The sequence below is a fragment of the Acinetobacter sp. NIPH 284 genome, from assembly GCF_000369425.1.
Classification (GTDB): Bacteria; Pseudomonadota; Gammaproteobacteria; order Pseudomonadales; family Moraxellaceae; genus Acinetobacter.
In genome coordinates, this window is record NZ_KB850016.1 from 42,985 (window position 1) to 56,109 (window position 13,125).

Here is a 13,125-nt window from a genome sequence, read left to right on the forward strand (position 1 = left end):
AGTTACATATCCAGAGGAGAATGGTATGGTCACAGTACGTGAGCAGTTACCTGGGCGACTCCATGAGTTGTCAGAGGAAACGACTGTAGAACATGCCGCTGAAGCGCAAAGTGGTCTGGTCTCTTGGCTAGCTCGAGTGCGTGATATTTTGGATGGGGCGGAGCTAAAGCAACTTCAAAAAGTTGCAGAGCTGACCTTGGCAAAAGAATTAGAAACCACGGTTCATCATCGTAGCAATACCTTTAGTACAGGTATTGGCATGGCTGATATTTTGGCGCATTTACATGTTGATGAAGACACATTGTCAGCGGCAGTGTTGTATCGAAGTGTGCGCGAAGGGTTAATTACTTTAGAGGATATTCAACAACAATTCGGCGAACAGGTGCTTGGTCTTGTACAAGGCACGCTTGCGATGGGTAAGCTCTCTGAATTGATTGAAAAAAATAAACGTTTAGAAGATCATTTTAATAACAATCAGCGTGAGCATTTAAACGGCATTTATAAAATGCTGATTTCAGTGACAGAAGATGTACGCGTTGTTTTGATCAAATTGGCTGAACGTACTTATGCTTTACGTGAATTAGCCACTGCAAGTAAAGAACGCCAAGAACGCGTTGCACGTGAGATTTTAACGATCTATTCACCACTTGCACATCGCTTAGGTATTGCACAACTAAAATGGGAATTAGAAGATCTCGCTTTCCGTTATTTGGCGCCTGAGCGTTATAAAGAAATTGCATCGTTGCTGAATGAAAAACGTTTAGAGCGAGAGCAATATATTCAGTTTGTGATTGATAAGCTAAAGACTGAACTGGGTATGCATCATATTCAGGCGGAAATCACTGGACGAGTGAAACACATTTATTCGATTTATCGAAAAATGAAAAGTAAAAATCTGAGTTTTGATCAGCTTTATGATATTCGTGCAGTGCGTGTATTGGTCAAAAGTGTACCAGACTGTTATCACGCTTTAGGTATTGTGCATCAGCTGTGGCGTCATATCCCGAACCAATTTGATGACTATGTCACCAATCCAAAAGCCAATGGTTATCGCTCATTACACACGGCAGTGATTGCTGAAAATAAATCTTTAGAAGTACAAATTCGTACTTTTGAAATGCACAACGAAGCCGAACTGGGCGTTTGTTCGCATTTTAATTATAAAGAAGGTGCAAAAAATACCGATCATTCATTTAATCATCGTCTACATTCTTTACGTGCGGTATTGGAACATTATCAAGAGCGTACCGAAACTACACCCCATGGCGAGGATGAAGAGTCAAATGGTATAGATCAAATTCAAGATTTTGAAAATTTTGAAAAAATCTATGTGTTTAGTCGTGATGGTGATATTAAAGAATTGCCACGAGGTTCGACGGTTTTAGATTTTGCTTACCATGTACATACTGAGGTAGGTAATAAGTGTTATGCAGCACGTGTCAATCAACGTTATGTGCCATTAACTTATACGCTGAAAACGGGTGAACAGGTTGAGATTTTAACCAAAAAAGATCGTGAACCGAACCGTGATTGGTTGGTGAACTCTTTAGGTTATATCAAAACTGCTCGTGCGCGTGACAAGTTGCGCCATTGGTTTAGACAGCAAGATCGGAGTAAGAATGTTGAGGTGGGGCGTGAGTTACTTAATAAAGAGTTAGCACGCTTAGCAATTCACCCGAAAAGTATCGATCTTAAAGACTATTCATCTCACTTTAATCTGAAATCAGGCGATGACATTTTAGTTGCTTTAGTCAGTGGTGATATCAGTTTGCATGCTTTGATGAATCAAGTGAATCGTCAGATGCACTTGGATCAAGATGAGCCTGAACTGGTCTTAAAGCCTGCCTTAAATCCACGTGCCAGCCATACGCTCTCAGCACACGGGATTTTGATCGATGGTTTGGATAATGTGGAATTGCATATTGCACAGTGTTGTCAACCTGTACATGGTGAGTCGATTGGGGGGTATATCACTTTAAATCGTGGTGTCAGTATCCATAAGGTTGCTTGTCCAGATTATTTGCGTATGACGACTCAAGAGCCTGAACGTGCTGTTGAAGCGGATTGGGAAATGCAACCGACCCGTGGTCAGAGTGTGCAAATCGTGGTTGAGGCTTATGATCGCCGTGGTCTGCTTAAAGACCTCACGCAAGTGATTTTCTCAGATCAAATCAATATTCGTCAGGTCAATACGATTTCTGAGGCAGATGGGATTGCCAATATGAAGTTGTTGATTGAAGTGAAAGGTTTGGCACAACTGTCTCGTTTATTGGCTCGTTTAGAGCAGCAACCAGGCATTATTAGTGCAAGACGTTTGGTTCAGGGTAGTTGATTGACATTATATTTATAAAAAAGAACACTTTAAATGAATTTAAGGTGTTCTTTTTTGCATCAACAAAAAATCATAAATTGAATATACACAGATTATTCGATCACCAACGAATCGGTTTTTCACTCGAACCTGGTGTGAGTTCAGCATCCGAGAGTGGTTCTGAACTCTCTACTTGTGTCGAGTTTTGTCGAGAGTAACTGATCGGCATTAAAGACAAGCCATTTAAGACATCATTACTTATTTGTTGTGCGAGTAAGTCTGATGAGGTTGTAGATTGTGAATTATGAATAAGCTCTCCTAGAGATTGGCGTTGCTGTTGATTTACAGTTCCTGCAGCAGCAACTTTTCCTGTATTTACCTCAATCACTCGCCAATTTAGACGGATTGCTTGTTGCCCAGCTGGAACAGCGCCATAAAATGAACGTCCTTGAGTCGTTTTTGCTTCATTGATACGTCCAACTAAAATATAGTCAGCACCCACCTTTTGCCCAAGTCTTGCCATTTCTGCTGGTGCACCATCCCAACGAAGAAAGGCATTTTCACTTGCCATTTCCTCAATATAGTCACGACTCACCAAACTTAACTGACGTGAGTTTGCCAGTTGAGTGCCGACCAAATCAGCAACTTCTGTCACAAAGTCATCAGCATCACTGCCATCTGTGAGTTGAGTTTTTGAATGGTTATATTGAAATGGCATAACCGCAATACGGCGTAAGTGTTGATCCGCTACACTTGATTGAAACTTGCTGACATAAGCACGCACTTTGGCGCGGTAGTTCTTGCCCGAACCCGAAATACTTAACACCTGAAAACGATTAATCGCATTAGTGCCCTGCGTTTCAACACTGAACACAGGTGAGGTTTTTCCTTGGTAGCTCCAATGGTTGTTGCTGACCACCATGCTCACTTCTTCCGCTAAGTCAGTGCGTGAACTAACACTGGTGCCATTTACAGACTGGGCTGCAATCAGCAAGGCTTCTGCAATAGCCTGTTGTTGGGTTGGGCCGCTACCTGTGGCTTCTTTCATGACTTCTTGTAGGGCGGCGTTGGCTGAGTGAATTGTTGTTAAGCAGAACAGGGCTGCACAAAGTAAGGATTTCATCATTTTCTATCATTCTATATGACCCGATGTTCAGCAGGTGCTGAGCATCGGGTTTATTGTTGTTGTGAATGGTTTATAGACCAAAAGTAGCACGTTTAGCCGATTTACGAATTTCTTTTTCGCCTGTCCATTCAACAATACCTGTTTTCAGGTTTTGTAATTTGAAAGTGAACTTGTAGTACACATCACTCTTACCGCCTGAATTTTTGACGATGCTGGATAAGTTACCATTCAGCATGTATTCAGCGGCAATTTGAGATCCTGTTTTCACTGCTGTACGTTTGTCTACCATGCCACTTTGCTGTTGATAAGCCAACTGGTCTGCCATTGCACCGACAGAAGTCATGTCAACGAAACGGAATTTTCCAGAATTAATTAGTTTATTCTGGATGGTGTCAGTGATGGATTCAGTATCAATATGCTCTTGGGTCTTGTTTTTGATACGGTCAACAAACAGTACTGGACGGCGAGCCTGAGTCATTTCAATCACTGGTGGAAACGCCAGCATGTCATCAACCATCTTGGCTGCGATTTGTTGAAGGTCGGTTGAACCAAAATCTTTGGTTAAGGTTTCAGTTGCCTGTGCATCGCCATAAGATACAGCCTGGGAGGCACAGCCACTGAACAATGCCATGCTGCCAATTGTGGTTGCTAAAGCCAACGTACGGAATTTCATGTTTTACCCCTTATAAATAAGCTGTTGATTAGTCTTTCTTCATGTAAATAAGTACATCAACACCACTTGGATTGGGTGCGACAGACTGAACGGTTTTTACTTCACGCCCTTGTAATGTGATTGGTTTCCAAGTTGCACCTTCTGGATTGATTTCTGTTCCATTGGCATCAAACCAAACAACTTTGTATTCAAAAGATTGTTCGTAGAACCAACCATTTTTTAAGGCGAGTGATGCTTTTTTAATATCTCCAAGACTGACCATATTGATTCGATTGACACCAATACGGGTTGCGAGAATAGGATTACCTGTCATGGTTCTGACATTGCTTGCACCAGTATTTGGGTCTGTTTGTGTACGCATCGCATTTGGTGCTGTACATGCAGTTAAGCCAAGGCTAAAGCTACACAGAATTATGGGTAAAAGGCGTTGTTTCATTATGTTTTACTCAAGTTGTTATTTAGCGATACTGAAGCTATCAGCGACAATTTGTTGGTTGGTTTCGATACCATGAATGAAGGTCGTCTGATTAGCTTTCACTTCAATATTGATCGATTGATTTGCATAGTTGTTTTTAAGTTGGATGGTATGACTACCAACAGGGAGTAAAAGGCGAGTGACTTGTGCATTGCTTGGGAGGGTATTCCATGCACGAACATCTGCTTTTTCTGTGGCAGTGTTATAGATATTGCCTGCAAGTTGTCCAAATACGCCTAAACGATTGCCCAGTTCTTTTTGTACAGCGTATTTCGCTGTAGAACGTGCAATTTGAGTTGTGAGATTAGCTGCAATCTTTTCTTTTAGTGTTTTGACAGCCAACGCACCAATATCAGTAAGTAATGCTGTATTTGCAACGGTTTTCCCATTTACAGCCACATCAACCTGACTTGGTGCAACATAGGTTGAAGGATCATAGCTTGCAAATGAGATATTCACTAATCCATTTGGTGTTGGAATTGCTAAGGTCGAAGAAATTTTTTGAGGAACTAATCCTTGCTCCAGAAAAATAACAACTGGATATTGACCATTTGCTTTCTTTGCGCCGTTATCGAGTCGTTTTACATCATTTTTAATAAAATCATTTGGCTGTAGTTCATATGCTTTTTTATAATCAACTAAAGCATCATTTTTTTCACCCAAGGCTTCCCATAATGTTGCCGCCATATAAAATGCATACGCATTTTGATAGGTATTTTTTACTTTACCCGCAATTGTATTTAGTCCAGCTAAAGCTTCATCGTATTCAGCTGGAGCAGAATTAACATTTTGACCTTTAGCTGCTGCTTTTTCTGCTTCTTTGCTATGAGCTAATTCAATTTCGCGTTGAATACGTTGCGCTACACGCATTTCAACAGCCGCGCCCTCAGTATTATTTAAAGCTAGATAGTTTATTGATTGGTAAACATGTGCTAATACCTGTTCATATTCAGGAATCTTATAAGGTGCTACACTATCATTACTCACGAGGGAAAGTGCCTTAAAACCTAATTTAGAGGCGCTAATTGTTGCTTTATTATTTTCAGCATCTAATAGTTCAAATGCTTTTTCAAAAGTTTGCTTACTGGCTTCATATTGTTTGTTTGCTTGTTCTAAACGCGCCTTTTCTAATAGATACAACGCTGCATCATTACTTTTAGCTTTTTTTTCAAATAATTCTTGCGTTGGTGCCGATATCGGTTGAGTCAAAGATGAACGAAAATTTTGAGCCGTATCCGTATAGTTATCAAATAAACCAGCATGTGCTTGAGTTGTTAAACCAGAAATCGATAAACTTATGCAACTGATGAATAAGAGTGAAAGCTTTGGTTTTAATAATAAAGATGACATATAAACCCCTGTAAAAATACAAAATGTATTAAAAAATTATATAAATATACAAAAAGTTATAAATAATTAACAGGGATTTAAGGAGATATTTAATAAATATTTTTATTTTATAAAGTAAAAGATTTTTTTTATTAGTATAAGTTTTTGAAACATAATATTTATTTTGATTCATTCAAATATTATTTGAATGAATCTTTTAATTTATCTTTTTGATAAAAAAATATTGGTCAATCGATTTAAAAACTGTGGACTAATGCTTGAGAGTTGATACATCAGCTTAGTTTTGATACCTACAGGGGTATGCGTTGGAATCAGGGCATGATCTTTTTGTTGTGCTAGATGTAATACTTGTTTTGCTACATCAGCGGGGGTTAAATCTACGCCAATATTTTGAATACTGCCCGCATCCATATTCTTCACCATATTGGTTTGTACAAATAAAGGCATTACATCGAGTACACGAATATTATATTTTTGCCACTCTACATCTAAGGCTTCTGTTAAACCACGAACAGCAAACTTACTTGCTGAATATGAGGCTAAATCTGCTTGTCCATAAATTGCTGAAGCTGAAGAAAGATTAATTACACGAGCAAAACTCGCTTTTTCTAGATGGGGTAACCCAGCATGGCAACCATTCAGAACGCCTTTGATATTGATATCCACAGTGCGATGATGGGATTGAATTGACGTCTCTTCAAATGCGCCAGAGTATAAGATTCCAGCGTTGTTAATTAAAATATTCAGTTCGCCTGCCCAATTTTTAAAATCTTGTAGTGCTATTTTCCACTGACGAAAGTTACTGACATCTAAATAACCCGCTTTAGCATTTTCACCAAGTTCGTTGGCTAAACGAAGCGCTTGCTCATCATTAATATCATAAATACCGACTTTGTAACCATGACGATGAAAGATACGTGCAATCTCAGCACCAATTCCTTGTGCTGCCCCGCTAATAAATACGCTATGTTGCATTGCTTTCCCTTGCTTTATCATATTTCTTTAATCGGCGTATATTACGCATAAGCAGGTTCAAGCTGCAACATTTTGGTGTATTTGGAGGAATTCATGGAAAAGTTATTAGAAATCATGCACGAATTAAGACAAAAGTGTCCATGGGATCAACAACAAACACCAAATAGTTTGACGCGTTATGCGATCGAAGAAGCTTATGAGGTGGAAGCTGCGATTCGAGAGGGCGATCTAAATGAAATTCGTAATGAGTTAGGCGATTTGTTATTGCAGGTCGTGTTCCAATCTCAGATGTATAGTGAACAAGGCGCATTTAACTTCCATGATGTGGTAGATGCAATTAGTGAAAAATTAATTCGTCGTCATCCACATGTATTTCAAGCTGAAAAATATCAAAATTTAGATCCAAAACAAGTCAGTGAACTATGGAAACAAATTAAGCAACAAGAAAAACAAGGTAAGGCTCAATCTCGACTAGATGACGTGAAACATGCGCCAGCATTGGTACAGGCACATGAGATTCAAAAAAAAGCAGCGCAGTTGGGTTTTGATTTTGAAACAGTTGAAGATGCTTATGGGAAGTTAAATGAGGAATTAGAGGAATTACAACAGGCAATAAAAACTAAAAAAACTGATGAAATACAAGAAGAATTTGGAGATTGTCTATTTTCTTTAATTAACATAGGACGTAAAATTGGCGTGTCGAGTGAGACTGCATTATTGGCAACGATTCATAAATTTAGAAGCCGATTTGCATATATTGAACAACAAGCACAAAGACAAAATAAAGACTTGCAAGAAATGAGTTTGGCAGAAATGGATGAACTCTGGGAGCAAGCAAAACGACACTTAAAACTTCAGGGGAAATCCAATGAATTTGCCGCAACCACGCAGCAAACATAACTTTATTCTGTTTATTTTTATATTTTTAAGCTGCTTTGTTTGTGCGAGTGCACAGCCATTTGATCAATCCTATGAAAAATGGAAAGCTCAACAACAAGCACGTGATCAGCAATTAGCGAAGCAGCCTAACAATAATTATTATTTATCAAGACCTACGCCACAGAAAAGCTCCCAGCAAGTTTCATCCTCTACCAATATTCAGGGCGATAAGATTAGTTTGAACCAAGCAAATTTACAGCAGTTACAGACTTTAAATGGCGTTGGTGAAAAAAAGGCTCAGGCAATTGTTGAATATCGCCAAAAGAATGGTGGTTTTAAAACGGTAGATGAGTTGGTCAATGTCAAAGGAATTGGTCCAAAATTACTTGAAAAAAATAAAGCACGCTTAGCATTATAGGATAAAAATAAAGATGATATTGCAATTAAAACATACTGATCTGTTGAAACTTCAACAGAATAAATTGCCCTTTGAGTGTGTTAGAGCTATGATTAGCGACAAATTGTTATTTACGTCCTGACGTAGGAGACAGTGTCTTTTGCAAACTTTGCGTGCGTCAAAATGTGGTTTGTCCACAGCCCAACTCCCTTCTTCAATATTAGATGTAATCGATAGCCTAACGAAAGCAGGCTATGAGGCATATATTGTGGGCGGCGGTGTTCGCGATATGATGTTAGGTCTTAATCCTAAGGATTTTGATGCTGTCACCAATGCAACACCAGCACAAGTGAAAGAAGTTTTTGGTCGACGTTGCCGAATTATTGGTCGACGTTTCGAATTAGCACATGTTTATTCTGGTCGCGAACTGATTGAAGTCGCAACTTTCCGTGCTCCTCCCAAAAAAGCAGTCACCAGTGCTTCTGGTATGATCCTGCGAGATAATAATTGGGGAACCATTGAGCAGGATTTCGCGCGCCGTGATTTTTCCATCAATACCCTGTATTACCAGCCACGTAAAGGCATCGTACTTGATTTTTGTCATGCGGTTGATGATATTAAAACCCGTACCCTGCGTTTTTTGGGAGAGCCTGCCCAGCGTTTTGAGGAAGACCCTGTACGCATGCTGCGAGCATTGCGTTTCGCCGCAAAACTGAATTTCCAGATTGACCAATCCATTCTTGATGTTTTCAGTGTTGAGATGACGCAGTTGTTGCGGGATGTCTCACCGCACCGCCTATATGACGAGTCACAAAAACTATTTACCATGGGGCACCTGACGCAGGTCTTGCCAATGCTGATAGAGTTTGGTGTTTGGAAGCAATTATTTGCTGAAATTCCTCCAAATCTAACAGCTTTCATCGAACGTGCAGCTAAAAATACTGATCAACGAATTCAAATTGGTAAGACCATTAATCCCGCATTTTTTTATGCAGTATTGTTATGGAAGCCTTTCTTAGAGCGTTGTGATTTTTATTTAAATAAAGGGGTTGTTCCTGCTGAAGCACGTGCCCAAGCTGGTTTAGATGTATTGAAACGTCAAGCCACACGTACCATTATTCCTCGTTTTGCTGAAACTTTTATTCGTGAAGTATGGGAAATGCAAACCCGTTTGCTCAATCCAAAACCACAGCAAATTGAAGCTTTAGCTGGACATGCACGTTTTCGTGCAGGCTTTGACTTCTTGTTGTTACGTGAGAAATCAGGTGATAGCAGTACCGAAGGCATGGGTATTTGGTGGGAAGCTTACCAAGAAATGTCAATCGATCAAAAAGAAGTCGCAATTCGTCAATACAACCGTCAACGTAGTAAAACACGCCGTAAGACAGTTGAAGTTGATGAGCCAAAGACCACTGAGATTGAGCCTTTGGTCAATGTCCCTGAGCCTAGAAGCCGCCGTGCCAAGAAAGAACGTGTTAGAGCAGATGAATCAACTAGCCGTTTTATTGAAAAAGCGACTGCCGTTTCAGGACAAATCAATGCAGATCATCCGATCCTTAAGCGTAAGCGTGTACAACGTGATCTCAGCCAAGTGGTTTTTGGACCGACGCAATGACTATTCGTACCTATATCGGTTTAGGCAGTAACTTAGGCGATTCACAACAGATTCTTAGCGAAGCTGTTGTGAAGTTGGCTAGTTTAGGTTCGGTAAAAGTTTCAAGGCTTTATCAAAGTCCGCCGATGGGTCCTCAGGACCAGCCAAATTATCTAAATGCCGTTGTTCAATTGGACACGACACTTGAAGCACTTGCCTTATTAGACCAATTACAACAATTTGAGCAAGAAGCAGGTCGTATTCGTTTAAGGCGATGGGGAGAGCGCACGCTTGATTTGGATCTATTGATTTATGGTCAAGAGCAGATTCAAAATGAACGTTTGACCGTACCACATATTGGTATTTTAGAGCGTGATTTTGTGATCCTTCCCTTATTAGATTTAGATGCTCATTTACAGTTAAATGGGCACTCATTAAAAGATTTAGAACTAGTGCAGCAAGCAAACTTAACTGTAATCGCAGATCAATCTTGGGCAACTGCTTAAGATTGTTTCGTTCTGGAAATGCCTGCAGAGGATATCATCATGATTAGTCTAAGTGACTTAAGAAAATTTAAAGCTGATGGACGTAAGTTCTCATGTCTTACTTGTTACGATGCAAGTATGGCTAAAGCGATGGAATTGGCTGAAATTGATACAATTTTAATTGGTGATTCTCTAGGAATGGCGATTCAAGGAAGAGATTCTACACTTCCTGTGACAGTTGAAGATATGGTTTATCATACAGCAGCTGTACGTCGTGGTAATTCGCACGCTTTAATTATGACTGATCTACCATTTATGAGTTATGCAACGCTTGAAGATGGTCTAAAAAATGCCAAAGCCGTGATGCAAGTAGGCGCACAAATGGTCAAGATTGAAGGCGGTGCTTGGCTAAGTGAATTAGTCCAAGTTTTGACACGTAATGGTATTCCTGTCTGCGTGCATTTGGGTTTAACGCCACAATCAGTACACGTATTCGGCGGCTATAAACTTCAAGCACGAACGCGTGAAGCAGCAGATCAATTAATTGCGGATTGCCAAGCTGTGGTTGATGCAGGTGCTGCGGTATTATTATTAGAGTGTGTTCCAGCTCAGTTAGGCAAGGAAATTGCTGAACTATTTCCTAATACGCCAGTGATTGGTATTGGTGCAGGCAATGAAACCGACGGACAAGTCTTGGTGGTACAAGACATGCTTGGTTTAACTTTTGGTCGCGTTGCGCGTTTTGTGCGTAATTTTATGAAAGAACAAGCGGGCGAAACCGCAATTCTGGACGCCTTTAAGGCCTATCATGCTGCTGTTCAAAATCAATCATTTCCAGCGAAAGAACATACTTTTCAAGTTGAGCTCTAACTCATGAAAACAGAAACAACAATACAAGGCCTAACCGCATCATTAGCACCGGCAAGAACAACAAAAAAATTAATTGGTTTTGTGCCAACTATGGGGAATTTGCATGAAGGTCATTTGACTTTGGTGCGCGCTGCAAAAAAAATCTGTGATGTCGTGGTGGTGAGTATTTTTGTTAACCCAATCCAGTTTGGTGCGGGTGAAGATTTTGATAGCTATCCACGTACCTTAGAACAAGATAGTCGTTTGTTGGCAGATGTAGGGTGTGACATTATTTTTGCCCCTTCTGTCGATCAAATGTATGGCAAGCAGCCTCGTTTAACCAATATTAGTGTTAGTCAAATTACCAATGATTTATGTGGTCAATCGCGTCCAGGTCATTTTGATGGCGTGGCGGTTGTTGTCACTAAACTATTCAATATTGTACAACCTGATTATGCTTTTTTTGGAGAAAAAGATTACCAACAATTGGCTGTAATTCGTCAGTTGGTGCAGGATTTAAATATTCCATTAGAAGTCATCGGTGTACCAATTGTACGAGCAGCAGATGGTTTGGCTTTAAGTTCACGCAATGGTTATTTGTCTGAAGAGCAACGAAGTATTGCGCCAAAAATTTATCAGTTGTTAAAACAAGCTGAGGTTGGATTGGGAGAGGGGCAATCACTTTCGCAAGTGTTAGCAAATATCTCAACGGAATTGACACAAGCTGGATTTGTTGTGGATTATGTAGAGGCTCGTCAACCTAATTTGCAACCAATTGAAGAGTTTGATCGTGATTTAGTTTTATTTATTGCGGCTAAATTGGGTTCAACACGTTTGATTGATAATTTACACATTAATTTCAAAACATAAAATAAATTAAAGGGCGATATGCGATGAAGCGTATTCTTATCGTGACAGGACAGTCAGGTTCAGGAAAATCATCTGCATTACAGGTGCTTGAAGATTTGGGCTATTATTGTATAGATAATTTACCTTTGGCATTATTGCCTGAAATTGTGTCAAAACTGGATCATGAGAATAATCTTGAGCAGTTGGCGCTGGGCGTTGATATCCGTAGTACCCGTGCCGATATGCAGGAGTTTGACCATGTTTTTGAACAATTGCAAAAACATGGTACCGTGGATATCATTTATTTAACCACGCAAGATCAGGATTTAGTTGCACGGTTTAGCTCTTCGCGTAGACCGCATCCCTTAGCAAATCGTTTTAATAGCCTGTTGCAATGTATACAGGAGGAAAAACAGTTGCTGATACCGATCCAGTTTCGTTCCACCGTGCATATTGATACCACAGATAAAAGTGTCCATGATTTAAAGCATATTTTGCTGACCAAACTGGGGCAGTCAGACAAGTTGATTGTGATTCTACAATCCTTTGGCTATAAACATGGCATTCCGCTTGATGCCGATTATGTATTTGATGTGCGTCATTTACCTAATCCGCATTGGGATTTAGAGTTGCGTCGTCTTTCTGGGTTGGATGATCCCGTCTGCCGTTTTTTAGAAAGCAATCAGCAAACCAATGAAATGTTTACCGATATTTATAACTTCTTGGAAAAATGGTTGCCAGCTTTTGCGGAAGGGCATCGACATTACATGACCATTTCAGTGGGATGTACAGGTGGGCAACATCGTTCAGTTTATATCGTGGATAGACTCAAACAGGCTCTTAAGGCAAAATGGACTGTCCAAATCTTACATAGAGAAATGAAGCACTGGTCATGATAGACACAACAATTGATGTAATTAATAAACTCGGCTTACATGCGCGTGCATCTGGTAAACTGATTGAAGTCACAACTAAATTTAGCTCTTCGATACAAATCGGCAAGGGTGATAAATTGGTTGATGCAAAAAATATTATGTCATTGTTGATGTTGGGTGCTGGTAAAGGCACAACATTAAGATTGGTGATTGATGGTGCTGATGAAGAAAAAGCACGGGAAGAAATTCAAACGCTGTTCGCAGCAAAATTTTATGAGGCAGAGTAA

General features: G+C 39.9%; 14 protein-coding genes. 9 read left to right on the forward strand and 5 right to left on the reverse strand.

Features of this window, described 5'->3' with window-relative positions; genetic code table 11:
- Positions 1-25: 25 nt before the first annotated feature.
- Positions 26-2,332: a RelA/SpoT family protein gene (locus tag F908_RS14805; protein ID WP_005164327.1), complete on the forward strand. Its 2,307-nt coding sequence runs from the start codon at positions 26-28 to the stop codon at positions 2,330-2,332.
- A 100-nt stretch (positions 2,333-2,432) separates the two neighbouring features.
- On the opposite strand, the gene F908_RS14810 is transcribed toward F908_RS14805, so the two are convergent.
- The 5 genes from F908_RS14810 to F908_RS14830 all read right to left on the reverse strand — a co-directional run bounded on the left by F908_RS14810 (position 2,433) and on the right by F908_RS14830 (position 6,910).
- Positions 2,433-3,434 carry a CsgG/HfaB family protein gene (locus F908_RS14810; RefSeq protein ID WP_034602944.1) on the reverse strand — a complete coding sequence of 334 codons (1,002 nt, stop codon included), beginning with the start codon at positions 3,432-3,434 and terminating at the stop codon, positions 2,433-2,435.
- A gap of 73 nt (positions 3,435-3,507) precedes the next feature.
- The gene (gene lpoB / locus F908_RS14815) at positions 3,508-4,110 is read right to left on the reverse strand and encodes a penicillin-binding protein activator LpoB (protein ID WP_005164332.1); all 603 of its coding nucleotides are present in this window, start codon (positions 4,108-4,110) and stop codon (positions 3,508-3,510) included.
- A 28-nt stretch (positions 4,111-4,138) separates the two neighbouring features.
- Complete coding sequence (locus tag F908_RS14820; RefSeq protein WP_005164336.1) at positions 4,139-4,546, reverse strand: DUF1425 domain-containing protein; 408 nt, start codon at positions 4,544-4,546, stop codon at positions 4,139-4,141.
- Positions 4,547-4,564: 18 nt separating this feature from the next.
- A complete protein-coding gene (locus tag F908_RS14825) occupies positions 4,565-5,935 on the reverse strand; it encodes a COG3014 family protein (protein ID WP_005164338.1) in 1,371 nt (456 codons plus the stop codon).
- A 201-nt stretch (positions 5,936-6,136) separates the two neighbouring features.
- On the reverse strand, positions 6,137-6,910 hold the full coding sequence (locus F908_RS14830) for an SDR family oxidoreductase (protein ID WP_005164341.1): 774 nt from the start codon (positions 6,908-6,910) through the stop codon (positions 6,137-6,139).
- A gap of 93 nt (positions 6,911-7,003) precedes the next feature.
- Here F908_RS14830 and mazG point away from each other — a divergent pair, with 93 nt between their 5' ends.
- The 8 genes from mazG (at position 7,004) to F908_RS14870 (ending at position 13,125) form a co-directional block, all read left to right on the forward strand.
- Positions 7,004-7,810 (forward strand): nucleoside triphosphate pyrophosphohydrolase, encoded by an 807-nt coding sequence (gene mazG / locus F908_RS14835; protein WP_005164356.1) that lies wholly within the window; start codon positions 7,004-7,006, stop codon positions 7,808-7,810.
- Entirely contained in the window at positions 7,779-8,207 is a 429-nt protein-coding gene (locus F908_RS14840) for a ComEA family DNA-binding protein (RefSeq protein ID WP_005164358.1), read from the forward strand. The genes mazG and F908_RS14840 overlap by 32 nt, the downstream gene beginning before the upstream one ends.
- Positions 8,208-8,346: 139 nt before the next feature.
- Positions 8,347-9,801, forward strand: a complete 1,455-nt coding sequence (pcnB, locus tag F908_RS14845; protein ID WP_005164360.1) for a polynucleotide adenylyltransferase PcnB — start codon at positions 8,347-8,349, stop codon at positions 9,799-9,801.
- Positions 9,798-10,286, forward strand: a complete 489-nt coding sequence (folK, locus tag F908_RS14850) for a 2-amino-4-hydroxy-6-hydroxymethyldihydropteridine diphosphokinase (protein WP_005164362.1) — start codon at positions 9,798-9,800, stop codon at positions 10,284-10,286. The genes pcnB and folK overlap by 4 nt, the downstream gene beginning before the upstream one ends.
- 39 nt (positions 10,287-10,325) lie before the next feature.
- Positions 10,326-11,135: a 3-methyl-2-oxobutanoate hydroxymethyltransferase gene (gene panB / locus F908_RS14855; RefSeq protein WP_005164364.1), complete on the forward strand. Its 810-nt coding sequence runs from the start codon at positions 10,326-10,328 to the stop codon at positions 11,133-11,135.
- 3 nt (positions 11,136-11,138) lie between these two features.
- A complete protein-coding gene (gene panC / locus F908_RS14860) occupies positions 11,139-11,984 on the forward strand; it encodes a pantoate--beta-alanine ligase (protein WP_005164365.1) in 846 nt (281 codons plus the stop codon).
- Between the two features lie 23 nt (positions 11,985-12,007).
- The gene (gene rapZ, locus F908_RS14865) at positions 12,008-12,859 is read left to right on the forward strand and encodes an RNase adapter RapZ (RefSeq protein ID WP_005164367.1); all 852 of its coding nucleotides are present in this window, start codon (positions 12,008-12,010) and stop codon (positions 12,857-12,859) included.
- Positions 12,856-13,125: an HPr family phosphocarrier protein gene (locus tag F908_RS14870; protein WP_005164368.1), complete on the forward strand. Its 270-nt coding sequence runs from the start codon at positions 12,856-12,858 to the stop codon at positions 13,123-13,125. Before rapZ ends, F908_RS14870 begins: the two co-directional genes overlap by 4 nt.

Excerpts from the sequence above, each read along its gene's own strand:
- F908_RS14805 (WP_005164327.1), top strand. The coding sequence starts at position 26 with ATGGTCACAGTACGTGAGCAGTTACCTGGGCGACTCCATGAGTTGTCA.
- F908_RS14810 (WP_034602944.1), bottom strand. The coding sequence starts at position 3,434 with ATGAAATCCTTACTTTGTGCAGCCCTGTTCTGCTTAACAACAATTCAC.
- lpoB (WP_005164332.1), bottom strand. The coding sequence starts at position 4,110 with ATGAAATTCCGTACGTTGGCTTTAGCAACCACAATTGGCAGCATGGCA.
- F908_RS14820 (WP_005164336.1), bottom strand. The coding sequence starts at position 4,546 with ATGAAACAACGCCTTTTACCCATAATTCTGTGTAGCTTTAGCCTTGGC.
- F908_RS14825 (WP_005164338.1), bottom strand. The coding sequence starts at position 5,935 with ATGTCATCTTTATTATTAAAACCAAAGCTTTCACTCTTATTCATCAGT.
- F908_RS14830 (WP_005164341.1), bottom strand. The coding sequence starts at position 6,910 with ATGCAACATAGCGTATTTATTAGCGGGGCAGCACAAGGAATTGGTGCT.
- mazG (WP_005164356.1), top strand. The coding sequence starts at position 7,004 with ATGGAAAAGTTATTAGAAATCATGCACGAATTAAGACAAAAGTGTCCA.
- F908_RS14840 (WP_005164358.1), top strand. The coding sequence starts at position 7,779 with ATGAATTTGCCGCAACCACGCAGCAAACATAACTTTATTCTGTTTATT.
- folK (WP_005164362.1), top strand. The coding sequence starts at position 9,798 with ATGACTATTCGTACCTATATCGGTTTAGGCAGTAACTTAGGCGATTCA.
- panB (WP_005164364.1), top strand. The coding sequence starts at position 10,326 with ATGATTAGTCTAAGTGACTTAAGAAAATTTAAAGCTGATGGACGTAAG.
- panC (WP_005164365.1), top strand. The coding sequence starts at position 11,139 with ATGAAAACAGAAACAACAATACAAGGCCTAACCGCATCATTAGCACCG.
- rapZ (WP_005164367.1), top strand. The coding sequence starts at position 12,008 with ATGAAGCGTATTCTTATCGTGACAGGACAGTCAGGTTCAGGAAAATCA.
- F908_RS14870 (WP_005164368.1), top strand. The coding sequence starts at position 12,856 with ATGATAGACACAACAATTGATGTAATTAATAAACTCGGCTTACATGCG.